A 24,525-nucleotide genomic window follows, 5' to 3' on the forward strand; every position below is an offset into this window, starting at 1 on the left:
AAACCAGTTATATTTTGATTTAATCCGCAATAGATAATTTTATGACCAAACATTATTAATGTATCGACCTGGATTATTGTAATTCAAAACTTTTGCATAATTACCCGCTGCCGTCGCATTCTCTTCTAAATCTTTAACCACAACACTTCCGGCACCAACAGTGACATTATTTCCGATTGTCACGCCCTCAACCACCGACACATTCGGTCCGATGTACACATTGTCACCAATTGTTGCATAAGCATCAGAATTAGAACCAATCGATGTATATTGAGACAAATTTACGTTACTACCAATCGTTGTACCTGGATTAATAATAATTGGGCCCGCGTGACCAATATACAATCCGTGTCCAATATTTGTTTTCAATCCCAAATGAATTCCCGTCTGTCGTTGCTTGATATACGAAACAACTTTAGCAACAAAGCCAATTGGGCCTTTAACAGACATTAGCCTAAACCAAACCTGAACGTTAAAAGATCTGTTAAAGATATACTCTCTTATAAATTTACCGGCAGATACACGGCCTGTGTACCTATACAAATCGCTTTTAATGTACTCTAAAACGCTCATTATTCTTCTCCAAGTCCCACTATTTAACTTCATTTGATAATCAGATTATCAACATATGATTTTAAAAGAATGACTATTTTTTGAATAATATTCTGCAACTACTACACCATGATTCGCTCCTCCGTCTCCAATGAATCAGAAAAATCCCGTAACCATCAGGCTCGGGATTCCATCTGTCTTCAAAACTTTAGTGTGGATACTGCGCCCCACGCTCGTAGACTTGTTCTGGTTCTTGGCTGATACGCTCGAACTTGTTCAAGCCAGTAATCAGTGCCATTTCTTCGTCAGTTAGTGCGAAGTCATAAACATTACCGTTTTCAACTACACGTTCAGGACGTGATGACTTTGGAATAATACTTGTGCCACGTTGGACGTGCCAGCGCAAAACGATTTGCGCGGGTGACTTTTGGTACTTCGCTGCAATTTCAACAATCACAGGTTCTGCCAAAACCGATCCGCGGCCCAATGGCGCCCATGCTTGCGTCACAATGTGATTATCTTGGTGATACTGCAACAAGGCGTCCTGCGTCAAATGAGGGTGGTTCTCGACCTGGTTAACCACTGGCTGCTCATTGGCCTTAGTTGCCAAATATTGCAAGTGGACCATGCCGTAATTTGACGTGCCGATTGACTTCACTAACCCTTCATCCTTCAACCGTTCAAAAGCACGCCACGTCTCAAAGAAGTGTTGGTGCAATGGCCAGTGAACCAATAGCAAGTCAACGTAGTCCATATCTAGTTCGCGCAATGAGGCTTCCACAGAGGCCAACGTTGCATCGTAACCTTGATTAGCTTCTGCGACCTTTGTCGTCACAAACATCTCGTCACGTGGCAATGAGAGCTCTTTAATTGCAGCCCCCAACATCCCCTCGTTCTTGTACATCTGTGCCGTATCAAATAAACGGTAGCCGCTCTCCCAAGCTGACTGTACGACACCCGTTAGCTCCGCTTGGCTTGTGACCTTATATAATCCAAGCCCTTGCAACGGCATCTCATGGCCATCAGCAAGGGTTACCTTTGTTGTTAAATCAGACATGTTAAATCCCTCCGCTATTCATTTTACCCGATTTTGTCCGCACAAATATAACTTTTCTATGACTTATACATGGCCGCTAAACACATCTTGGCTGCCACAACTGACCGGGGTTGTAGCCGGAGCGCTCAAAACTCGGCAACATGCCGCATGGCCGGCGTCATTCAGTAAAGTCCACACAGGCCTTGAGGACTTAGGGGGAATTATTTGCCCCGCTGAATGGCGTCCGCGCCATTCGGTTGCCGATTTTGAGCTTTGCCGGAGGCTACGACCCCGGTCAGTTGGTTCCCACCTACACACAAAAGCGACGCCTTTGGGGACGTCGCTTTTGCTTTTGAGATTTTTAAGTTATTTTCGAGATGTATTTTGAGAGTGTTCGTTAATTTGTTAAGTTAAAACGTTTTAGGTTTGTGTTTAATTCATTAGTCCTTGATGTCAACGTAAGTCAACTTGAACATGTTTGACAAGTCTTGCAATTGCTCGGCTGTAATCTTGAATGACAAGACCGTGTGGTGACCACCACCAACTGACATCCAACCAACAGCACCCTTGTTCAAGCCTTGCTTAGGCGTCCACAATTGATTGGCCACTGGCAAGTGAGGCATTTCAGCTTCTGGCTTGTTACCAGTAACATCGTATGACATCAACTTGAACTCGTTACCGTAGTCAGCCATCGTGGCGTCAATACCGTCACCTTCCATACCAGTGAAGACCAAACGGGCAGGATCGTCCTTACCACCGATTCCCAATGGGTGAACTTCAACACGTGGCTTGTCTGAGGCAATCGTTGGGTCAACTTCCAACATGTGTGAACCCAAGATAGCTTCGTGACCCTTACGGAAGTCCAATGTGTAGTCTTCCATGAAGACCGTTGACTCGTTGTGAGCCATGATCTTCATCAAACGTACCAAGGCAGCCGTCTTCCAGTCACCTTCACCAGCAAATCCGTAACCTTCAGCCATCAACAATTGTGCTGCCAAACCTGGCAATTGCTCCAAACCGAATAAGTCTTCGAAGTTGGTCGTGAAGGCCGTGTAGCCGTTCTTGTCCATGAAGTGCTTGATACCGAAGTACTCACGCAATTGGTACTTCACGTTGTGCTCAAACTTTTCTGGTGTGTTGTCGCCGATAACGAAGTCGTATTCCTTTTCCAATTCAGCGTACTTAGCATCAATGTCATCAGGGTTAACGGCATTAACCGCCTCAACCAAATCACCAACAGCCCAGTAATCAACCGTCCAACCGAACTTGATTTGTGCTTCAACCTTGTCACCGTCAGTAACGGCCACGTTGCGCATCTTATCACCGAATGTCACAACCTTAATCTTGAATGATTCGTTGTAGGCAACTGCTACGTCCATCCAGTTGGCAACGGCTTCTTGCACTTCTTGGTCAGCCCAGTGACCTGAGATGATCTTGTTGTTGATACCCAAACGAGCATTGATGAAGGCATATTCGCGGTCACCGTGGGCTGATTGGTTCGTGTTCATGTAGTCGAAGTCAATCGTGTCGTAAGGCAGGTTGTTCAAGAATTGCGTTGCCAAGTGCAACAATGGCTTTTGCAACAATTGCGTACCACGGATCCAGTTCTTAGCTGGTGAGAACGTGTGCATCCACGTAATGACACCGGCAACTGAATCGTCGAAGTTAGCTTCCTTCATGGCAGCTGCAATGTTTTCTGATGTCGTTGCCACCAACTTGAATTCAACTGGGTATGGCAAGACACCTGATTCATTCAAGCCATCGACAATCTTCTTCGCGTTTGATTCAACTTCTTGCAACGTCTCAGGTCCGTACAAGAATTGTGAACCCGTGATAAACCAGAACTTGTAGTTGTTAGTGTTAAACATAATCATTATTCCCCTTAAGTAATTTCCCGAATGTTAGTTAGTAACTTCTGTCTTCTTTTGACCGTAGTAAGCGTTGGCACCGTGCTTACGCAAGTAGTGCTTGTCCAACAACGTTTGTGACATGTGCACGTTGTGTGGGTTCAACATCATGGTGTGGTAGGCCATTTGTGCAACTTCCTCCAACACAACTGAGTTATAAACCGCCTTCTCGGCATTTGGTCCCCAAACAAATGGGCCGTGATCTTGTACCAGAACCGCTGGCACTTCGTTAGGGTCGATGAAACGGTCTTCAAATGTCTTCACAATGACATTTCCCGTCTCCAACTCGTAAGCCCCATTGATTTCAGCTTCCGTCATTAATGACGTGGCTGGAATATCACCGTAGAACGTATCCGCGTGTGTTGTACCAGCTGCTGGAATATCCACGCCAGCTTGCGCAAATGAAACAGCCCATGGTGAATGCGTGTGCACAATGCCGCCGATGTCAGGGAATTCCTTATACAAGACACGGTGTGTGTCCGTATCGCTTGAAGGGTTCAACTCTCCTTCAACGACATTCCCGTCCAAATCAACGACAACCATGTCATCTGGCGTCAAATCATCATAATCAACCCCAGAAGGCTTAATCACGAACAAACCACTTTCGCGATCAATTTCTGAAACATTTCCCCAAGTAAACTTAATCAAATCGTGCTTTGGCAAAGCCATGTTTGCCTCATACACGCGCTGCTTCAAGTTCTCCAACATGAATTTCATCCTCCTCTACTGTTGCAACTACCGGTTCGTCTGAGATGGCATCAATGGCGGCCTTTTCGATCGCGATGCCGTCCTTGTAGCGGACCATAAATTCTTCAAAACCAGCGACGTCAACTGGATCAGGAGCCATCGTTGTGCTGTCTTGGTTCGCGAAGACGCGGTTTTCCAAGAAGTCCGCCAATGACTCACCAGCTTCACGCATCGTCACATATTGTGACAAGATTGCCATTCCCCAAGGGCCACCTTCACCAGCGTTCGTCATCAACGTCACCGGGGCGTCCATGACTGCGGCCAAAATCTTTTGACCAACGACTGGTGTGTTGAAAATACCACCTTGGGCAACAACTGAGTCCATCACAACGTCTTCTTGCTTCAAGATGTCCAACCCGATCTTTACGGCACCGAATGCTGAATATAGGTGCATGCGCATCAAGTTAGGCAGGTTGAATTCCGCATTTGGCGTGCGGACAAACAATGGACGACCTTCGTTAACCCCCGTGATGTTTTCACCTGAGTGGTAACCGTAGCTTAGCAAGCCACCCGCGTCTGGGCGGGCATCCAAAACGGAACGGAACAAGGCACCGTACAAGTCATTGGCGCTGAGTTCAACGCCAATAGCTTGCGCGAATTGCTTAAACATCCGAGCCCAAGCATTAATTTCTGATGAGCTGTTATTGGCGTGAACCATGGCAACTGCTGAACCATCAGGCGTCGTCACCATATCGATGTCTTCGTGGGCTTGTGACAAAGCCTTTTCCAAGACGATCATCGCAAAGGCTGATGTACCAGCTGACACGTTAGCCGTACGTTGCTTAACTGAGTTCGTGGCAACCATGCCTGTACCAGCGTCTCCTTCAGGCGCTGCGGCAACCGCACCACCAACCAGCAAACCGCTTGGATCCAGCAACTTAGCACCCTCATCCGTTAAGCGACCAGCTTCTTCACCAGCTGACTTAACCGTTGGCAAGATGTCACGTAACGTCCAGTGATATTGTTGGACTGACTTCAACTCGTTGAACTTGTTCAACATACCCTCGTCGTAATCGACCGTGTTTGAATCGATTGGGAAGACCCCTGAGGCATCCCCGACACCCAATACCTTTTCACCAGTTACTTGCCAGTGCACGTAACCAGCCAACGTGGTCATGAAGTCGATATCCTTCACGTGCGCCTCTTGGTTCAAGATGGCTTGGAACAAGTGAGCGATGCTCCAACGCTGTGGAATGTTAAAGTCGAACAACTCTGTCAATTGGCTAGCGGCCTGACCCGTGATGGCGTTACGCCAAGTTCGGAAAGGCACCAACAAGTTACCGCCCTTATCAAAGGCCATGTAACCGTGCATCATCGCTGCAAAACCAATTGATGACAAGTTACGGATAACCGTGCCATATTCGATGTTGACTTGATCCGCCATATCACGGTAAGCATCTTGGACACCTGACCAGATATCTTCTAGTGAGTAAGTCCACACGCCATTTTCAAGCTTGTTTTCCCATTCATGACTTCCAACAGCGATTGTTGAGAAGTCTGTCGCAACCAAGACAGCCTTGATACGAGTTGAGCCGAACTCAATTCCCAAAGCGGCTTGACCGTTCATAATTTCGTTTTGAATTTGTTCTTTATTCATTATTCCGTTTCCCCTCAAACGAGAATCATTTTGCGTTTTGTAATCGTTTACATGAATTATATTAAATCACTTGTCCGTACAAATCAAGAACAAATTCGAACAATTCACAATTGGGACATATAAATCACAGTTAATTCACGTTAGTTGTCCGGATAAAGTCGGTTAAAACGCCTATTCGCGGGCGTTTCTTTAATTCCGGACAAATGTAGCGGTTGTTTTAATTTTGCGTACAAATGTTGGTTGTTGGTAGTTTAAACGGTGTGTGGTTACGTTTATAGCGTGTCGTCGCGTTGCGACGAGGCATAGGGGTGCGGGATTAGCTTCGACAAAGATTGCATCTAGGCAACTCCGCCGGCGCGAGCACCGGCTAGCTCCCAAATAATTGGGTTAAGGGTCTGGTTCCGTTTCGCCTTGTCTAACCGGCGGTCGGCCGAACTTGTGAGTTACCTACCTGCAATCGCTACGCTAACCCCGCACCCCTATGCCAGCAGCCAAGTTATTCTCTGTTTGTTTGATTGTCATGGATATAATCAAACACGGCAGAGAACATCCTGATACTACACAAAATCCCCATTTCACTTAATCGTGATCTGGGGATTTTTCTTCTACGTATATATTTAAATATAGATATGTCTGCAAAACCATCTATGCACTGCTACACCTGGAAGTGGTACACTGTTTCGCAGAGAGGCTAGTGATATGACTAACGAAAACAACAACTTGCCCCGATTGATTGAGGAGCAAATAAAACAATACCCACAGAACAGACACCGACCTGTAAATAAGGTGGTATATGCGAATCGATACTTCGCATTGGAGAACAACATTAAAGAGAACACATTCAGCATCGTTGCCAATGATTTGGTGTTCTCTGCGATTCCCTATGACACGGCCCGATACTATATCGAGCGCGCCGCGCGTTACTCAATGTTGAACCCAGAGAAAACTCGACGATATTTAGAAAGCCACGAAGATAACATCAAAACATACATTGGCAAAGCTTTAATGCAGCAAGCCGGCGTTATGTATCCTTATGGACCTGACGTCGATGAGTTCGTTGCTAAACACGAAGCACACATAACTACTGAGTACCATAAAATATTCGAACATCCATTATTTGAAATTCAAGTCCTTGGGCGCCTGATGCAACATGACTCAACCGGTCCATTATCTGCTAATCTTGCTGGTAAGTTCCTGTACGACAGCAATCGGTTCACAGGTATTATGGGCTACATCTCGGAATACATGAAGTTTATCGCCCAGGTTACTGATGATCTTCAGATTTCTACCGATGGTTCGGATGTAATGTCGTTGTCTGAAGGGAGAAATCTTGAGAATTTATATGTATCTGCAGATACAGGCCTGACCCGCGTGTCAGAATTATTGCCTGCAGGAACAGCAGCTGGGTTTAACTCGCGCGCTGTATCTAATATAAACGAAGGTCAATACGACGATCCCGACACGCAAATTTTGTTAAAGTCTGTTGTTGGCGCAGAATTGTCTAAAGCACGTCAAAACTATACGGCACACTCAGTAAACCCTAAACTTATTGATCCGTACTACAAAATTGTGTTGCCAACGTCAAATAACAATAAAATCAACGTTGTATCCGACATCCACGCCGGTGTAGTAAATAAGAATCTGACTTCGTTACCATTCAGCAATGATAACTTCAACATCATTGCCGGCGACGCGTCTGATGGTCGCGTATCTGACAAAAATATCAAAGGGATATACGTTATTGGAAATCACGATATGACCGATGTGTTAGCTGGCACGATTGTGTCGAAAGACGACACGTTGGCAAAGTATCGTGACTATCAATGGTTCCAATTGTTGGTTGCGAATCTTGGAAATGACGCATGGCCACTACTTCCCGCTGGCGAAAACGACATCTATGCCTATATTGCCGATGACGTTCAGTCTAGATTTCCACAGTTAAAGGTGTTGAACAATGAAAGCATAACGTACGCCGGCGTACGTTATGCCGGTTTGACGGTCCCAATTCGTTTTTCAAATCAGGCGACTGAGCAGCAATGGATTGCAGATGAATTGATTCGTATCCTGGGAGATGACGCCACCACACCAACAGTTGTAGTTAGTCACGCCCCCATCTTCAATGAATTGAGCATGCTGTCAAAAAAGAGCAAATCGTTCAGTGATAAGTATGCTTTGTCCAACAATCAACTGGCCAAGATATTCACGAAGTACAACATCGTTGGCGTGGTCCACGGACACCATCATATTCCAGCTGCTCAAGCGAACTGGCATAAGATTGTTAAACAGTTCGGACGACCTATGTTTGTTATCGACTCAATTTATGCCAATAACAATACAGGCCAAGAATTAGAAAAAGAGTTCACTCGTCAGCGCCGCGCTGCAGAGTCAGAAAAACGGAACAACCCAAATCAACTAGCTGCACGTAAAGCCCGTATCGAAGCTAAGACCCGCGAATACACTGTAGATGATGATATTAAACAAGTCGTTGGCCTGACCTACGAGAAGCCACGCAATCGTTATACTGTTGATAAAACTATCGATGGCAAGCATATACGTAAACGCTTCTTAAATAAGGCTGAAGCAATTTCTTATCTGAACCAATTGAACGGACATTAATCAAAGCCACCGCATTGTACTAGTTTGCGGCGGCTTTTTACATACGGTCAATCCGCAACTATTTCCGTGGTTTAGTAACCACTCCTCAGAACGTGAATAAGACAACTAGGAAGAAGATTTTGAAACAAATTGACTTCACCAAAAATAACAAGTTGCTGTAGTTGCACTTTAAATTTTTGGTTTCCAAAGGCACTTTATGAGCGTTTACTATTACAAATAGGTATGTATTTCGCCATTTGGCGTAGATCCAAAATTCCGCTCAAACAAAAAATCCCAGCAAGCCTCGCGGGACTTACTGGGATAATTTTGGAATTATTAGCCTAAAAATCTCTCACAATTTTTAAGGGTTAATCGGCGTTACGCCTGGGATTCAGTTACCTGCTCCACTGGGCCACCCGCTGCCTCTTCGACTGGGTTAACCTTCTTCTCGCGTTCCAAGAAGAATACGGCTACCAACGTGATGACCATAACCACGGCTGACATCATCAAGTACGTTGATTGGTAACCAACCTTGTCGTACATTGATCCGGCAACTGTTGAGAAGATAAAGACTGAGATTTGCTTAGCAAAGTTAGATGCCAAGGCGTAAACCGTTGCGTACAAACGGATGTCGAAGGCACCTGAGATGTACTTCATGATTGAAACCAACAACAATGGCATTTCGAAACCAGCTAGCAAACGGAAGAAGACAATCCACTCCCATGATGGTGCCATAGCTGATCCGAAGATACGTACGAACGTCAAGAATCCGTAAATCAACAAACCGTTACGGGCACCAATCTTGTTGATGATGAACGGCATTGGAATCATCAAGCACAATTCAATGACTGTTTGCGCTGAGTTCATGTATGAGTACATGATTGTTCCTTGTGAGTCAGTCTCAAAGAACGTCTTGAAGAAGACGATAAATTGTTGGTCGAACACGTCGAACAAAGCTGAGGCTCCCATGTAGAACAAAGCCAAAATCCAGAAGTTACGCAACTTAAAGATTGAGAAGATATCCTTCTTCGTCAACTTTTCGTTTGAGCTACCCATTGCAGCAGCGGCATTTGAGAAGTTAATCTTCGTTGAGAACAACAACAACAACATCGTCAACAAAACCGCTGACGCCGAGCAGGCCCACCAGATAGCGTTTGGTTGCCACAAGAACAAACGACCGGCTACCAAAGCTGATACGGCTCCGGCAACTGATCCACCCATACGTGAGTGACCAAACTCGAACTTGTTCGCCAATGAGGCACGTTGTACGTACTGCTCAATAACTGACACACCACCGTTCAAGATGAAAGCCAATACAATACCCGTTACAATTGAAGCTAAAACTGGGCTAATGGCCAAAATTGGCATGAAGGCCCATTGGAAGTAAGGTCCAATGAAGATTCCGGCAACCGCAATCGTAATCAACAGTGTCTTTTTAAAGACCAACTTGTCGGAAATGATACCGAACAACGGCTGGAACAGCAAAGACATACCCGCCATCAATGAGAAGACCACCCCGGATTGTGCGCCTGATAGACCAGCTTGTTGGCCCAACCAAAGCGTCAAGAATCCATATGTAATTGCCCAAATAAAGAAGTAACTAAAGTGCGAAGCCGCAAATCCCCAGAAATGCTTGCTTTCCTTAACAACTTGACTCATGATAATCCCCCTGAGTTTTTCATTCGTTAGTTAAAAGTAAATGGTTGTGGCTTGCCAAATACCGGGAAGCCGTTATCGTCCCACTCAAATGGCTGTACCATCGTGTGGCGGTTCGGATCGTACAAAGGATCACCCTTGATATCCAAGTAGTTGCGGACGTGGTAAACCAACAAATCAGTTTCACCATCTTCAGCAACCGTAAATGAGTTGTGACCTGGACCGTACAAACCATTTTCCATATCTGATTGGAAAACAGGGTGGTCCAACTTGTGCCAGTTTGCAGCATCCAAGACATCCTTGTCATCTTCGATCCACAACATCCCCATAGCGTAGTTTTCATCAGTGGCCGAACCAGAGAACGTCAAGAATACCTTGCCGTTACGCTTCAAGATGGCTGGTCCTTCATTCACCCAGAAAATCTTAGTTTCCCAATCAAATTCTGGCTTTGACAACATAACCGGCGCCGTCTTCAACGTCCATGGGTTTTCCATTTCAGCGATGTACAAGTTTGAGTTACCCTTAATTTCAGGGTCCTTTTGCGCCCAAACGTAGTACAACTTGTCGTTTAATTCAAATGACGTTGCATCCAGGGCAAATGAATCAAGGTGCGTTTCAATTTGTCCCTTTTCAACCCAGTTGTCTTCTGTTTCCATTGGGTCTTCTGCGTCGCACTCGATGGCAAACATGCGGTGTTGGAACATGCCGTTTTCATCAAATGCCGTTGTGTGTGAAGCAGCATAGTACACATACCACTTACCATCCGTGTAGTGTAACTCTGGTGCCCAAATCAATTCGCTTTGTGCGCCGGTACCTGAATCGTGCTTACGCCAGATTGTGCGTGGCATCGCGTGAGCCAAACCATCAATCGTCTTCGCACGGCGCAACTCAATTAAGTTGTAAGCCGGAACCGAAGCAACAAAGTAGTAATAACCATCCGTGTGCTTGTAGATATATGGATCAGCACGTTGGATGATCACTGGGTTTTCGTAGCGAACTGTCATATCTGTTAAACTCCTAAAATTTCTTGAAAGCGTTTTCTTTCTTTTACGAGTATTATTAAAACACTTGTACGGACAACCTACAACCCCAAAAGCATTCAGTTCACGTTCAATTCACATTTTCTTAAACTTTGATACATTTATCACAAATTAAAAATACGGTTTTTTAGTTAGGGAAACGCCTATTTATAGGCGTTGCGTATAATTTAAGGCCTATTTTGTACCAGAATAAACCATACGCTAGTGATTGTTGTCCACTATTTCGGATACGTTTACATTTGTACGGACAATAATTGATTATTGCTTATTTATGTCTGTTTTTCATAACAATTCACGGTTTTGTCTAACACAACCGGACAATTACTTGTATAATGAATATCATAAATAAACACGACAGAGAGATTGGGTCTAATATGGATACGAAATACGATATCGTTAAGAAAGGGCTTCGAGATGATATACTTTCTGGTAAATACGCCATTGGCGACAAATTACCAACCGAAGCTAACTTAACCGAACAATATGGCGTCAGTCGTTATACCGTCCGTCGTGCAACCAGTGATTTAGAACAAGAACATTTCCTCTACCGCGTTCAAGGTGGTGGTATGTATGTTGATGATTGGAATAAAGCGCCGGCAACAACTTCTGACAATAAGGTCATCGGGGTGATTACAACCCACCTAGCCGACTATATCTTCCCTGAGATTATCAGCGGCATCGACCGCGTGATTTCAGATGAAGGCTACTCGCTCTTCATTAGTAATACGCACAATACGTATGAACGTGAGCGCCAAAGCCTGATGCGCATGATTGAAACAGGCGTAAACGGGTTGATTATCGAACCAACCATGTCCGCTTTGCCAAACGCCAATAAAGATTTATATGATCAAATTCGCGAACTTGGCATTCCGACCGTCTTTATCAATTCTACTTATGAACATTTCGACTTCCCCTACTTGGAGGTGGACGATACCAATTCAGAAGCTGATTTGATTAATCACTTAATCGCACAAGGCCACGAACGCATTTTGGGCGTGTTCAAGGTTGATGACGTCCAGGGCGCGCACCGTATGCAAGGTTTCTACAAGGCGTACCAGCAACACCCTGCGATTGCGTTGCACAGTAACATCATCATGTATCAATCAAACGACGAGGCTAGCAATGCGCAAATCTTGAATAAGATTGAAACGCACCTGGAAGCTGCTGATCGACCAACCGCCTTGGCTTTGTACAACGATGCCTTGGCCATTCAAACGATTGATTTGGTGAAATCACTTGGTTTGCGGGTACCGGAGGATATTGCGATTGTTGGATTTGACGATTATGCGATGTCTCACTACATGACGCCAAGTCTAACAACCGCGCGTCACCCACAAGGTAAGATGGGGCGTGATGCCGGGCGGATGCTCCTTGAGTTAATCAAGGGCCATCCCGTGGAAAACGTCCGCTATGATAGTGACATTATCATTCGCGATTCATCTAACTATCACGTGAATTAACACAAAAAGAGCTACTATCGGTAGCTCTTTTTGTTTCCGCTGTCAAAGCAAACGCCTTATGAGCAGATTATTTGAAACAATTCTGTAACAATAGGATAATTGATGTACATTAACGTGAGTCATTCTTATATAGGAGGGTTTCGGTTATGTACTATCTGGTTAATAAACAAGCAACAACGTTAACATTCTATTTTGAAGACGGCACACAAGACTTCGGTCTCGAACAATTATTTAACCTGAGTCGCACGGCATTTGCTGAAACGATTGCCCCCTATGGAATTGGCGATCACATCGAAGAAGCAATGGCCTTCGAACAAACCTTTTCAGCTTACGAGCGCAAGGATTTGGAAATCGCAACTAAGGATGAATTAATTGACCTGGTCATTGCGGGTCAAGAGGAACCCGTTGCCATTCGCAAGTCTAGGGAAGACACCCTAGCCATGACCCTAAGCTTAGTTGTCGCAGGGCCATTTATCTTTCTGTTGGTTTTGCTGGTTCTTGAAAGTATTGGGATGCCCAAGATGGCGGCTGAGATTTGTTCCTTGGTCTTAACCATTGGCTTAATTATCGCCTGGTTTATTCTAGTTTGGAGCAAATGGGGGCGTCGTTTAGAGACACGGTTGGAGGATTCGTTGGCCGATCATTTTAAGCGGCCTTCTTAATCATTTTGTGGAGTCGTCGCTTTGCGACGAAGCATGGTGGTGGGGAATTAACTTCGACAAAGATTCCATCTGGGCAACTCCGCCGGCGCGAGCACCGGCTAGCTCCCAAATAATTGGGATAAGGGTCGGGTTCCTGGCGCCTTATCTAACCGGCGGTCGGCCGAACTTGTGAGTTACCCAGCTGAAATCGCTACGTTAATCCCCCACCACCATGCTGGCAGCCAAGATATTCTTTGTTAGTTTGATTTTCATACGCATGAAAAAGAGGTCAGAACCGTGTAAGTTCTGACCTCTTTAATTTAGTTTGCTTAATCTAATTCTGGTATCGCTTCAGGTGCAACTTGTTCTGTTGCGATTTTTTGCTTTAATTGGCGAACAACCTTAATCCAGGCTGGGACCAAGAAAACCAGTGATCCAATCCAAGCTAACGGGTTGGCTAGGCTGGCCCCGAAGAAACCAAACCAAACGACCAATGAAAAGGCGGCGACTGAACGGACGACCATTTCACCGACACCGGCAAGGGTTGGTGTCTTAACGTCACCCAAACCTTGCAATGTGTAACGGAGGACAAATAGCGTTGCCAAGATAGCGTAGAGCGGTCCGTTTGCCCAGAAGTACAATTGCGCCAAATCCATCACTTCATGTTGGCCCTGGCCAACGAACAACGTGACCAAATCGCGACCGAAGGCGATTTCTAAGACTCCCAGAATCGTCCCGACAATCATCCCCATGGCCAACGCCACCTTCACGCCCTGCAGAATACGGCTATATTGACCAGCACCAAAGTTTTGCGCGGTATACGTGGCCATCGTCACACCAAATGACATCACCACCATGATGATGATTTGATCGACCTTAGAAGCCGCTGTATTGGCAGCAACGGCATCCGTTCCCAATGTATTCACAGCAGCTGCTAACGTGACTGACCCGATAGCAATAATTGATTGTTGGAAGCCCATTGGCACGCCGGCCAACATATGCTGACGCAATTCACCCTTTGGCAACTTGAAATCCGCCCAAGTCAGGTGCAACGTGTCAGTATAACGACTAATGTGCCAGTGCGAAGCAGCAATTGACACAAATTGCGCCATCACCGTCGCAAAGGCTGCTCCTTCGACGCCCCAGCCGAACTTCAGAATCAAAATCAATTCAACTGTGATATTGAAAATCATCCCGACAATCAAATAGTACAATGGCGCCTTACTATCACCAACCGCACGCATCGCGTTTGAGATAATATTATAGCCCATCGTCCCAATCGTACCAGCCAAGATGATTGCAATAAACACGCGCGCTTCGACAAAAATGTCGGCAGGTGTTTGCATTAAGCGCAACAACGGATTAATAAACGCCAAGCTCAAGGCCGTCAAAATAACTGACATGATAATCCCGGCAATAATACTTGTTGCATACGATTGGCGGACACCATTCATATTGTGGGCCCCAAAACGTTGGGCGGTGATAATCGACATCCCCGAACTAAACCCTTGCACAAATCCCATTACCAAAAACTGAATACTACCCGTCGCACCCACGGCGGCCAGTGACTTTACCCCCAGCGTTTGTCCAACAACCAATGTGTCGGAGATGTTGTATAACTGTTGTACCAAATACCCAATCACCAACGGAATGGTAAACATCATAATCAACTTTGCTGGGTTCCCCTTCGTCAAATCTTGCATGACTACAGACATCCCCCTCGTTCTTTTAACCTTATTAATTCATAGTATAGAGACTTTTTGTGTAAAGTGTGAAAATTCATGAAATTAGTGCAAGTTTGTAATGAAAAAGAGACGTACCGCCATAGCAGTCCGTCTCTTTTATCATCAATTACAATGTAATGTTCTTTTCGGCAAGTTGCTTTTGCACTTCTGGGTGCGCCATAAACTCGTCGTAAGTCGTCTCGGCACGATCGATGGCACCTTGATCTGAAACCACGATAATGTGATCCGCAATCGTTTGCGCAAACGTGTGGTCGTGAGACGTGAAGATGATACCACCCTTGAAGTTGATCAAACCATCGTTCAATGACGTGATTGACTCCAAGTCCAAGTGGTTCGTTGGGTCGTCCAAAACCAATACGTTTGGCTTCGTCAACATCAACTTAGACAACATAACGCGGACCTTTTCTCCTCCAGACAAAACATCCAACGTCTTTTCAGCGTCTTCACCCTTAAACAACATACGTCCCAACAATCCACGCAAGAACGTGTTGTCACTTTCTTCCTTAGAAGCAAAGTCACGCAAGTAGTCCAAGATTGGCATTTCTGGCTTAGGGAAGTTAACGTTCATGTCCTTAGCCAAGTAATCGTGAGACGTCGTGACACCCCAAGTAACCGTACCTTCATCAGGTTCGTCGTTACCGGCGATGATGTCCAACAATGCCGTTGCGGCAACGTCGTTTTCAGCCATCACAAGGGCCTTTTCGTTAGGACGCACCGTGAATGACACGTTGTCCAACAACTTCACCCCATCAACTGTCTTTGACAAGTTTTCAACGCGCAACATATCGTTTCCGATTTCACGTTGAATTTCAAAGTTGATGTATGGGTACTTACGCGTTGAAGGTTGGATATCATCAAGCGTGATCTTCTCCAATTGCTTCTTACGTGAAGTGGCTTGCTTTGACTTTGAGGCGTTTGCTGAGAAACGGGCGATAAAGTCTTGCAATTCCTTGATTTGCTCTTCCTTCTTGGCATTTGCTTGTGATTGCAAACGTTGCGCCAATTCTGAAGATTCCTTCCAGAAGTCGTAGTTACCAACGAACAACTTGATCTTACCGAAGTCAACGTCCAAAATCATCGTTGAAACGGCGTTCAAGAAGTGACGGTCGTGGGAAACCACGATCACGATGTTTTGGTAGTCAGCCAAGAAGTCTTCCAACCAAGCAATCGTCTTCGTGTCCAAACCGTTGGTAGGCTCGTCGAGGATCAAGATGTCTGGGTTACCAAACAACGCTTGGGCCAACAAGACCTTAACCTTCGTTACTTCGGGCAAGTCAGACATCATCATGTAGTGTTGATCTTCTGAAATTCCCAAGCCTTGCAACAATTGCGCCGCTTCAGTTTCGGCTGACCAACCGTCCAATTCTTCGAAACGAGCTGACAACTCACCAACCTTGATACCGTCTTCATCGGTAAATGGGTCGTGCGTGTAGATTTCGTCCATTTGGTTCTTCACGTCATACAATTCCTTGTGTCCTTGCATAACAGTGTCCAAGACCGTGAATGCGTCATAGGCAAAGTGGTCTTGCACCAATGATGACATACGTTCGTTAGCCTCCATTGAGACCGTTCCAGTCGTTGGTTGCAACTTGCCTTCCAAGACCTTCAAGAACGTTGACTTACCTGCTCCGTTGGCACCAATAACACCGTATGTGTTACCAGGCGTGAACTTCAAGTTAACGTCATCGTATAGCTTCTTACCAGTAAATGATACTGATACATTTGAAACAGTTAGCATATTTGTTTACGTTTCCTTTTCTTCAATTTAATGTCATTTTCCATTATACAGAAAATGTGAACATTTTTGGTGGTGGGTTTTCCGGATTAGAATTTTTATTGGCACATTGCAAAAAATCGATAATCTAAAGTATGTTTTAGATTATCGAGATTTTGCCCTTAATCTAAAATATACTTTAGATTACAGAAGTTTTCGCGTTAAGTTAAAGTATATTTTAGTTCACAGGAGGCCCCCAGGATTGAACGTCCAAAACGCTAGACGAAACGGTCAAGTCACATACATTCAGGTAACTTATCAAATTCCGGAAAACTCAACCTGCGAAACCGACAATCTCCTTCACATTCGAGATAATTATGAGAAACTGTTGATTACACAAAATTATTTTGGCAATCCTGATATCGACGGCATCCCCGTCATCAATATCATCGACTGGTTGGTTAACGAAAACGACTAAAAATAAAAGGGTTCAGGACAAAAAGTCTCTGTCTCAGACACAAAAGCCACCAATCTACCGATTTAAAATCGGCGGATTGGTGGCTTTTAAACGGTCTCCGACAGGCCGAATCCTTACTATAACGTCATCATGGGATTCGCCCGTCGGCTCACTATCTTTAGATATTCCGGCTTATTTCTTACCAATCAAGCTGACAAAATAAATGCCGGCTTCAATAATGGCAATGAAAAATGAGACGGGTAGGTTAAACGTGTATGACAATACCAGCGCCGCCCAGACCCCAACCACGGCAAACAAAATGGCGAGGCCAATAATTTGCCAAACGGTCCGACCCCAGCGCATTGCTGAGCTGGCCGGTAAAATCATCAAGATGAAAATCAATAATGACCCAACCACTTGGGCCGAAACCGCCACCGTTGTTGCCATCAAGGCCAAAAATGCCACTTCAATAAAGCGGATGTGCTTCAAACTAAACAGTGCCGTGCTGTAGTCGAAGGCAAAGTGGCGCAGCGGCCGAAACATTGCTAACCCGATTAACAAAACCAAGATAGCTAGCACGACCACTTCAACCACATCCGTACGGCTGATGCTGAAAATCGAACCAAACAGAATCCCCGTCGCAGCGGTGGCGTTCTTCTTTGATAAGGCCAGGAAGGCAATTCCTAGTCCAATCGCAATCGCACTCACCGCTGAAATTAGCGATTCAGAGCGACTTTCTTTGACGCCCATTTCACCAACGGTCATCGAGGCCCCAACTGAAAACAGGAGCATCCCCACTAACGGCGACCAGCTCATATAGAGCGCGAATGACGCCCCAGCAAACCCAATTTCACTCAACGTGTGGGTTAAAAATGACATCCGGCGCGCAACCACAAACGACCCAACAAAGCCACTGACAATGGCAATCAACGTCCCCGCCACAAAGGCGTTTTGCATAAATGGATAATTAAGCATGATCTTGATTACCTACTTTCAATTTTGTCATATCCAGTTGGTCAATCGGACCAAACTCACTTCCATTTGGCGTCAACAACAGATAGTCATCCGCATATTTACTGATAATATCCAAGTCGTGACTGACCATGATGGTCGTCAAATCGTGATGGTCACGATAATCACGCACCACATTCATCAATTCATACTTCGCCACATTATCCAAATTGGCCGTGGCTTCGTCCAAGATGAGCACATTTGGGTTTTGTACCAACGCTTGTGCTAAATACGCACGTTGGCGTTCGCCACCCGATGCCGTGTCAATCCGCGCATTCGCGATTTTTGTTAAGTGCGTATCGGCTAGCACATGCTGGAGACGTTCTTTTTCAGTTGTCTTCAACCAGGGCAAAATCCCTTTGTCGAAACTCAACGACACAAAATCAGTTACTTTTAGCGGAAACGCCTGCATATCTGGGCGATACTGCGGTACGTAGCTAATCATGCGGGTTTTGGCGTCAATTTGCCAGTCTAATTCACCGGCGGTTAGCTCTAACTGGCCTAAGATGGCACGTAGTAACGTCGTTTTACCCACACCATTATCCCCAATCAGTGCGAGCACGCGACCTTTTTCAAGTTTAAATGCGACATCTTGGTATAACCACCGCTCCCCAAACTGAATGCCTACACCCAAACCAGTTAAAATTGTCATTACTTTAATGCCTCGTACAATGCTTTCAATTGCTTATATTGCCACTCTGCATACGTATCACCCTTTGGTCGTGTTTCAGTCGCTTGCACAACCGGCACGTCATGATCCTTAGCATACTGCATAGCTTGTTTGGCTAACTTGCCCGTTGATTGTGGATTGTAAATCACCACCGCCACCTTGCCATCATCAATCGCACTATTCCAAGCGCGAATGTCTGCTGGCGTCGGATCTTGGTGCTCATCAACCGCCTTTGAGAATGATTGGTTCAAGACCGTGGCCCCCAAATCAATCAACGTATTATCAAACACTGGCTCAGTTGCCATCACGGCCTTGCCTTTTAAATCAGCCTTTACTTGCTTTTGCATGGCTTGCAAGTCAGTTAAGCTGGCCATGTATTTATCCGCGTTGGCTTGGAAGTAAGCTTTTTTACTTGGCTCCAACTGCGCGTATGTCTTAACCAACTGCTTTGACAGCCGCTCAGCCGCATCCGTCTTATACCAGAAGTGTTCGTTACCAATTGCGTCGTCATCATGTTCGTGATCCGTTTCATAGTCATGACCACCATCGGTATAGTGATACAACTTAGCTAATGACACAGCTTTGGCATCTTTATTTTGCTTAGCAAAGTTCAGACTCCAATTATCAAAGCCACCACCATTCGAGATGATGACGTTGGCTTGTTGATAGAGCTTAGTATCTGATGTTGTCGGCTCAAATTCGTGTGGATCCATATCTGGATCATCCATCACACTGGTCACAGAACCTTGGTTACCTAAAACCGCTTTTGCGATTTCACCATAACTATCTAAACTTGCGACAACTTTGATTTTGCCGGACTGACGATCAGTGGCATTCTTCGTAGCGGCTTGATAAATCACGCCACCAATCATCGCAACAACGGCAACGGCCGGGATTGCCAATACCCAGCGACGGTTCTGTTTCTTCATGTCTATTTCCTCCGTGAAGTCGGTTATCCATCAACCAACTCACTTCCTCTCAAGTCAATTAACTCGCCATTTCACCATAATGACGTAAGCTTGAAGTTACCTTAACGGCCTCCATCCCAGTAATTATTAGTTGTCTGTGTCCCCATGCAACCGATCAGCGACCAGCGTCAAAAAATGGCTAATCGCAGTTTGATCAGATTCAGTAAAGACCGCAAAGACATTTTGATATTCTGCTAATGTCTCACGGTGGCGTTGTGCGTGGGCCGAAGCCATCGAGATGCCGAGTCCCGTTAATGACCAGCGACTCACACGCCCATCATCGGGGTCCGGGATTGCATTCACCATTGGTTCTTCTTCACCAATCAGGCCTTTCATCGCCTTCGTAATCGCTGCGCCAGATACACCCAACGCACGGGCTAACTCTGAATTCGTTTGTGGGCCATTCTGAGCAAGCAGCATCAAGACGTGACCTTGCGTTGTTGTAATTGCCGAATTTGACTCACCCAACAAGATTTCACGTTGGTTTTCTGCCATTACTCGGACATCATTTAAAAACTGATCTAACTGTTCTGCATATTCCTCTGTTGCCATGTCACCACATTCCTTTACCGGTTAATTAACCAGTTAAGAATAACATGGACTTACTTTTTTGACAACAGCAAAAAACGCCTGTATCGCTACAGACGTTTTCTTGATTATTTCTTACTATCAGCCATTGCCTTAGCAATCTCAGCTGCGTATTGTACCGAACCATTTGGATTTGGGTGGACATGATCGTCGCCCAGCCAATCGCCGTGGTCCTTAACAGCATCATACCAATCCACAATGTGCAGATTTGGATACTGACTTGCTTGGCTAGTTAGGAATTGGTTGTTTGTCGCAATCCATGAACGATCTGCATAACCGTTAACCCAGTAAACTTGGCGGTCACCGACTGTATTCATGATTTGCTTAAAGACATCTTCACCAATCGTACCGTTCGTACCAATCGAAATGACGACGTTCGGCGCCAAGACCCCACGACCAGCATATGATTGCAAGATACCCGGTACCGAGTAGGCCTGACGACCAACTGCGGCATCTGCGACCGTGTTCGGCATTAATTCTTGCAAGTCTGGCGCGACGTCAACCATGACTGAGTCACCAACTGCCGTGACCGCGTTACCGCTAATCTTGCCAAGTTGATCCTTAGTTAGACCGTACTTACTTAACAAGGCCGGGTCAACCGCCTTAGCTGCCGCTGAACTCTTCTTAGCTGACTTCTTCTTCGCATTTGATGCCTTTGCAGCCTCAAGTGCACGCTTATTTTTCGCACTAATCTCCGATGCATTGGCGTGGAGACGCTTTTGCAATTGCGTTTCAGGGCGTGGCTTGGCTGATTGCTTGGCAGCCACTGCATTAACCGTTCCCAATAAGAACACTGCTGCGACAGTCGCCATAATTTTGGCTTGGCGACTCGCAAAGAAACGCGCCTTCAGCGTTACGCCTGGTTGCATAGCTGGCTTCTTGAAACGACGGAAAACATTTTCGACGTAGCGATAACTCAATTCCGCAATTCCCAAGACGACCGCAATCTTCAATAAGTTCACGATGAATGAATCATTATGATGCGTAAACTTGTCGAAGAATACAAAGACTGGTAACTGATACAAATAGATACTATATGAACGCGTTCCTAGATAATTCAGCACCTTGTTATCCAAGGCGTGGCTCAGGAAGGATGCCGGGTGCGACGTAATCGCAATCAAGCCCGCAATGACTGCCGTAAAGACAAACATCAAGCCCATGTAAGTTGCTGACCACTGACCATTAAGCCAAAAGAACCCAATAATCGTTAGTACCAAACTACCAATCCCCAACATATCCAAGTTGCGTTTTACACGTGGTGACAACGTCATTTTCATCCGATTTGAGGGCCACGTAAACGCTAAGGCCGTTCCAAACAGTACCGCGAAAATACGCGTGTCCGTCCCGTAATAAGCGCGATTAATATTAGCAGGGTCATACATAATCCCCATCCAAATCGCTGATAGCGTTGCAACAACCAAAATTGCAATCGATACCTTCGTTCGCTTAATACGCAATGCCAACACGATAAAGACGATAATTGGCCAAATGAAGTAGAATTGCCCTTCAATTGATAATGACCATAAGTGGGTAAATGGCGAAGCACCACCCCATGAGTCAAAATATGACTCACCGTGCTTCGTCGCCCAAATATTATATATGTACAGCATATTGCTGCTAATAATTGCGCGTAAATTATAAAGTAAATCGCGTGCGAATAGCCCAATCATCGTTGCCGTGGCAAATAACATTACCACCAATGCTGGGTATAGTCGTTTGATTCGGCGTCGATAAAACCCAATCAAGTCAATTCGCCCGTTGCGATCATATTCTTGGATTAACAAATCCGTAATTAGATATCCGGATAACACAAAAAACAACGGCACCCCTAACCAACCGCCCGTTAGGCGGTTCGGCCAAAGGTGAAATACGATAACCCCGATTACAGCGATGGCGCGTAAGCCGTCAAAACCTGTAATATACCGTCGCTTTCCTGCAGAATTTTGCCCCATTTTTCTTCTCTTCCTACATTCAGTTCACTTATTAAAACTAAATTCTATAATAACGTTACTATCTAGCTACAAGCAAGCGATATTGCTGGCTTTTAGGGTTTCCTTTAGGCTTGAAACTTTTTGCAGCAGTTAGACGTCACGTTTTAGTTCACCAGTGAGTCGAATTGGGGCGCCGCAAATCCCGCAGACATACCGAAATTCGTTAATCCGGCGTTGGCGGTAAATTTCATGACCATTTTTGCAGGTATACACCCATAAATGTTTCGGTTGTTGGCGTACTTTGGCTTTCGACGTAGCCGGCGCATATTTCAAACCAGCAATCCGTTGTAACTCACTTTGAAAATAACGATCCTTATGTTGATAAGGTAGCCCTTGGATGTGGTTATGGTAGTGCACTAACTCATGCTTAATGACACCAATCAACGTTGCTTCGTTAAACTCTTCAATCATCAAGGGGTTAATTTCCAAATTGTGCGTTTGTAGCACATAGCGACCACCGGTTGTCCGCAGACGCCGGTTAAAGGTCGCTTGGTGTTGGAACGGCCGGCCAAAATCAGCCAACGACAATTTTTCAACGAGTTGTTGTAGTTCAGCGTTTGTCATCCCCAACGATCCCCACGATAATCTTTCGGTATGCGATTCGGAATCTTCACCGCCTGACGCTTTTTCACCTTGGCAGTACTAAACTGTCCTAAAGTGTCCGCTGAGGCTGACTCAAGCAGCGTACCAGCTTGCCAAACGCTATCAGCGCCGTACGCCTTCGCAAACTGCGCTTCATAGTAACGGGCAAAGTAATTCATCACCGCAATCCCCGTGTCGCTAACAACCATTTGTGCGCCACGTGGTACTAATAGCGCACCGTGCTGTAACTGCAACGCGACATTAACTTGTTCAGCCGATACACCGTCGTGCTGATCCCCCTTGGCAACAAGCCAATGCTTACCGTGTTTTTCGAGGGTTTGTGTCAGACCAGGTTGCGACCACCAACGTAACCAAGTGTACATTTCAAACGTAAACGGCACGAATGATTGACCCGCCACCACTTTGCGTACCCAATCACCAACTTCAGTCGCTTGTTGCAAGAATCGTGTTTGAATAACGGGCAGTTTTTGCCAATTTGGCCCTAAATGGTGCGCAATACGGAGGGTCTGGTAGGCTGGCTTTTCATGTTGCACAAAACTCACATACACACTCCCCGACTGTCGGGCAGATTGCACGCTCACCAAATCAACATCCGGTTCCGTTACCCGGGCCGCATTTTGCTGGATAAATTGTTGCCAAATCCGCCGACTGGCCACTTCTTGATGGTCGAGAAAGTCGATTTGAACCTTTTGATCCGCTTTCGGGTGAGTGTAAGGCTGATAAATGTCTGCCCGTGTATCCGTCACATCGACCCGAATGGCATAACCAGCATCATTATTACGACCAACCCGCACACGCGGTGGTCGGATTTTCTTATAGGCAGCGACTTTCTTAGCCATCAAGAGCTCCTTTACTAAAATTGATTCAAAATATGTTCATTAAAATTGGCATCCCGAAGCCAACTCGTTAAGAATTGGTCGCGATTACGCAGGTATAACTTACCGAATTCGTCAATCAACGCATGAAACTCACGCGCTTCATCTGGTGTGAAATCAGAATTATTCATCACGACTTTTTGGACCTTTTCATAAGTCAACTTCTCAGGGCCACCCAAGAAATTCATTAATCGGCGTGAATAGGAATCCGCAATAAATTGGGCTCGACCAAATATGTATACCAACCACACATCCGCTGTCTCATTACCAATCCCATTCACAGCACGAATGCGTTTGCGTAGTTCAGCAGTTTCCAACGCTTGCAATGGCGCCAAGTCAAAATCATATTGACCAAAGAATTCTAATGACGCTCGCAAATACTTTGCCTTGCTACGATAAAGGCCCGCTTCAAAAATGAGTTGTTCCAGCCCTTCTTGCGATAAGCCAATCAGGACTTGTGGATCAAAGCCCGTTTCACGTCCAACCTTCTCAATGACTGGATCGACAGTCTTGGCTGACGCATTTTGAATTAAAATACTGCCGACAATTGTTTCCATCCAGCGTTCAGCCGGCCACCAGCGTTGGGGCCCCATTTGATTATAGAGTTGCTCATACAACCCTCGTACATCTAACGTCTTCATTGTCTCAATCTCGCTTTAATCTCAATAATAA

The 24,525-nt window shown here is 45.5% G+C and carries 21 protein-coding genes; 4 read left to right on the forward strand and 17 right to left on the reverse strand.

The features are described 5' to 3' along the window. Positions 1-39: 39 nt before the first annotated feature. The 5 genes from ACJ28U_RS10675 to ACJ28U_RS10695 all read right to left on the reverse strand — a co-directional run bounded on the left by ACJ28U_RS10675 (position 40) and on the right by ACJ28U_RS10695 (position 5,839). A complete protein-coding gene (locus ACJ28U_RS10675) occupies positions 40-450 on the reverse strand; it encodes a serine O-acetyltransferase (protein WP_407619263.1) in 411 nt (136 codons plus the stop codon). Between the two features lie 310 nt (positions 451-760). Continuing rightward, positions 761-1,609 (reverse strand): aldo/keto reductase, encoded by an 849-nt coding sequence (locus ACJ28U_RS10680; protein WP_259711245.1) that lies wholly within the window; start codon positions 1,607-1,609, stop codon positions 761-763. A gap of 419 nt (positions 1,610-2,028) precedes the next feature. Continuing rightward, the gene (gene araA / locus ACJ28U_RS10685) at positions 2,029-3,456 is read right to left on the reverse strand and encodes an L-arabinose isomerase (protein WP_407619264.1); all 1,428 of its coding nucleotides are present in this window, start codon (positions 3,454-3,456) and stop codon (positions 2,029-2,031) included. A gap of 33 nt (positions 3,457-3,489) precedes the next feature. Then, on the reverse strand, positions 3,490-4,203 hold the full coding sequence (locus ACJ28U_RS10690; RefSeq protein ID WP_407619265.1) for an L-ribulose-5-phosphate 4-epimerase: 714 nt from the start codon (positions 4,201-4,203) through the stop codon (positions 3,490-3,492). Further along, on the reverse strand, positions 4,172-5,839 hold the full coding sequence (locus ACJ28U_RS10695; RefSeq protein WP_043940930.1) for a xylulokinase: 1,668 nt from the start codon (positions 5,837-5,839) through the stop codon (positions 4,172-4,174). Before ACJ28U_RS10695 ends, ACJ28U_RS10690 begins: the two co-directional genes overlap by 32 nt. Before the next feature lie 699 nt (positions 5,840-6,538). Between ACJ28U_RS10695 and ACJ28U_RS10700 the strand changes: the two genes are divergently transcribed. Then, positions 6,539-8,455, forward strand: a complete 1,917-nt coding sequence (locus ACJ28U_RS10700) for a metallophosphoesterase family protein (protein ID WP_407619266.1) — start codon at positions 6,539-6,541, stop codon at positions 8,453-8,455. Between the two features lie 357 nt (positions 8,456-8,812). On the opposite strand, the gene ACJ28U_RS10705 is transcribed toward ACJ28U_RS10700, so the two are convergent. After that, positions 8,813-10,093, reverse strand: a complete 1,281-nt coding sequence (locus ACJ28U_RS10705; protein WP_407619267.1) for an oligosaccharide MFS transporter — start codon at positions 10,091-10,093, stop codon at positions 8,813-8,815. 26 nt (positions 10,094-10,119) lie between these two features. Then, complete coding sequence (locus ACJ28U_RS10710) at positions 10,120-11,094, reverse strand: glycoside hydrolase family 43 protein (protein ID WP_099088926.1); 975 nt, start codon at positions 11,092-11,094, stop codon at positions 10,120-10,122. Between the two features lie 410 nt (positions 11,095-11,504). Here ACJ28U_RS10710 and ACJ28U_RS10715 point away from each other — a divergent pair, with 410 nt between their 5' ends. Together ACJ28U_RS10715 and ACJ28U_RS10720 are read left to right on the forward strand one after the other, a co-directional pair. Beyond that, a complete protein-coding gene (locus tag ACJ28U_RS10715) occupies positions 11,505-12,590 on the forward strand; it encodes a GntR family transcriptional regulator (RefSeq protein WP_145528712.1) in 1,086 nt (361 codons plus the stop codon). Positions 12,591-12,736: 146 nt separating this feature from the next. Beyond that, positions 12,737-13,252 carry a hypothetical protein gene (locus ACJ28U_RS10720; protein ID WP_407619268.1) on the forward strand — a complete coding sequence of 172 codons (516 nt, stop codon included), beginning with the start codon at positions 12,737-12,739 and terminating at the stop codon, positions 13,250-13,252. 308 nt (positions 13,253-13,560) lie between these two features. Here the strand turns inward: ACJ28U_RS10720 and ACJ28U_RS10725 are convergent, their stop codons facing one another. Together ACJ28U_RS10725 and ACJ28U_RS10730 are read right to left on the reverse strand one after the other, a co-directional pair. After that, positions 13,561-14,934 carry an MATE family efflux transporter gene (locus ACJ28U_RS10725; protein ID WP_407619400.1) on the reverse strand — a complete coding sequence of 458 codons (1,374 nt, stop codon included), beginning with the start codon at positions 14,932-14,934 and terminating at the stop codon, positions 13,561-13,563. A gap of 148 nt (positions 14,935-15,082) precedes the next feature. After that, a complete protein-coding gene (locus ACJ28U_RS10730; protein ID WP_010374977.1) occupies positions 15,083-16,714 on the reverse strand; it encodes an ABC-F family ATP-binding cassette domain-containing protein in 1,632 nt (543 codons plus the stop codon). Positions 16,715-16,952: 238 nt separating this feature from the next. Here ACJ28U_RS10730 and ACJ28U_RS10735 point away from each other — a divergent pair, with 238 nt between their 5' ends. Next, on the forward strand, positions 16,953-17,168 hold the full coding sequence (locus ACJ28U_RS10735) for an ATP-binding protein (protein WP_407619269.1): 216 nt from the start codon (positions 16,953-16,955) through the stop codon (positions 17,166-17,168). Positions 17,169-17,339: 171 nt separating this feature from the next. Here ACJ28U_RS10735 and ACJ28U_RS10740 read toward each other — a convergent pair whose 3' ends face one another. The 8 genes from ACJ28U_RS10740 to ACJ28U_RS10775 all read right to left on the reverse strand — a co-directional run bounded on the left by ACJ28U_RS10740 (position 17,340) and on the right by ACJ28U_RS10775 (position 24,494). Continuing rightward, a complete protein-coding gene (locus ACJ28U_RS10740) occupies positions 17,340-18,122 on the reverse strand; it encodes a metal ABC transporter permease (protein ID WP_407619270.1) in 783 nt (260 codons plus the stop codon). After that, positions 18,115-18,810 (reverse strand): metal ABC transporter ATP-binding protein, encoded by a 696-nt coding sequence (locus tag ACJ28U_RS10745; protein ID WP_407619271.1) that lies wholly within the window; start codon positions 18,808-18,810, stop codon positions 18,115-18,117. The genes ACJ28U_RS10740 and ACJ28U_RS10745 overlap by 8 nt, the downstream gene beginning before the upstream one ends. Then, a complete protein-coding gene (locus ACJ28U_RS10750) occupies positions 18,810-19,757 on the reverse strand; it encodes a metal ABC transporter solute-binding protein, Zn/Mn family (RefSeq protein WP_407619272.1) in 948 nt (315 codons plus the stop codon). The genes ACJ28U_RS10745 and ACJ28U_RS10750 overlap by 1 nt, the downstream gene beginning before the upstream one ends. A gap of 126 nt (positions 19,758-19,883) precedes the next feature. Then, entirely contained in the window at positions 19,884-20,348 is a 465-nt protein-coding gene (locus ACJ28U_RS10755) for a MarR family transcriptional regulator (RefSeq protein WP_407619273.1), read from the reverse strand. A gap of 104 nt (positions 20,349-20,452) precedes the next feature. After that, the gene (locus tag ACJ28U_RS10760; protein ID WP_407619274.1) at positions 20,453-22,336 is read right to left on the reverse strand and encodes an acyltransferase family protein; all 1,884 of its coding nucleotides are present in this window, start codon (positions 22,334-22,336) and stop codon (positions 20,453-20,455) included. Between the two features lie 129 nt (positions 22,337-22,465). Then, positions 22,466-22,939, reverse strand: a complete 474-nt coding sequence (locus tag ACJ28U_RS10765; protein ID WP_099088916.1) for a SprT family protein — start codon at positions 22,937-22,939, stop codon at positions 22,466-22,468. Continuing rightward, positions 22,936-23,817, reverse strand: coding sequence for a hypothetical protein (locus ACJ28U_RS10770; RefSeq protein ID WP_407619275.1), 882 nt, complete (start codon positions 23,815-23,817; stop codon positions 22,936-22,938). Before ACJ28U_RS10770 ends, ACJ28U_RS10765 begins: the two co-directional genes overlap by 4 nt. Positions 23,818-23,831: 14 nt before the next feature. Further along, positions 23,832-24,494, reverse strand: a complete 663-nt coding sequence (locus ACJ28U_RS10775; protein ID WP_407619276.1) for an endonuclease III domain-containing protein — start codon at positions 24,492-24,494, stop codon at positions 23,832-23,834. Positions 24,495-24,525: the final 31 nt, after the last annotated feature.

This window comes from Weissella sp. MSCH1, from assembly GCF_045799135.1.
Lineage (GTDB): Bacteria > Bacillota > Bacilli > Lactobacillales > Lactobacillaceae > Weissella.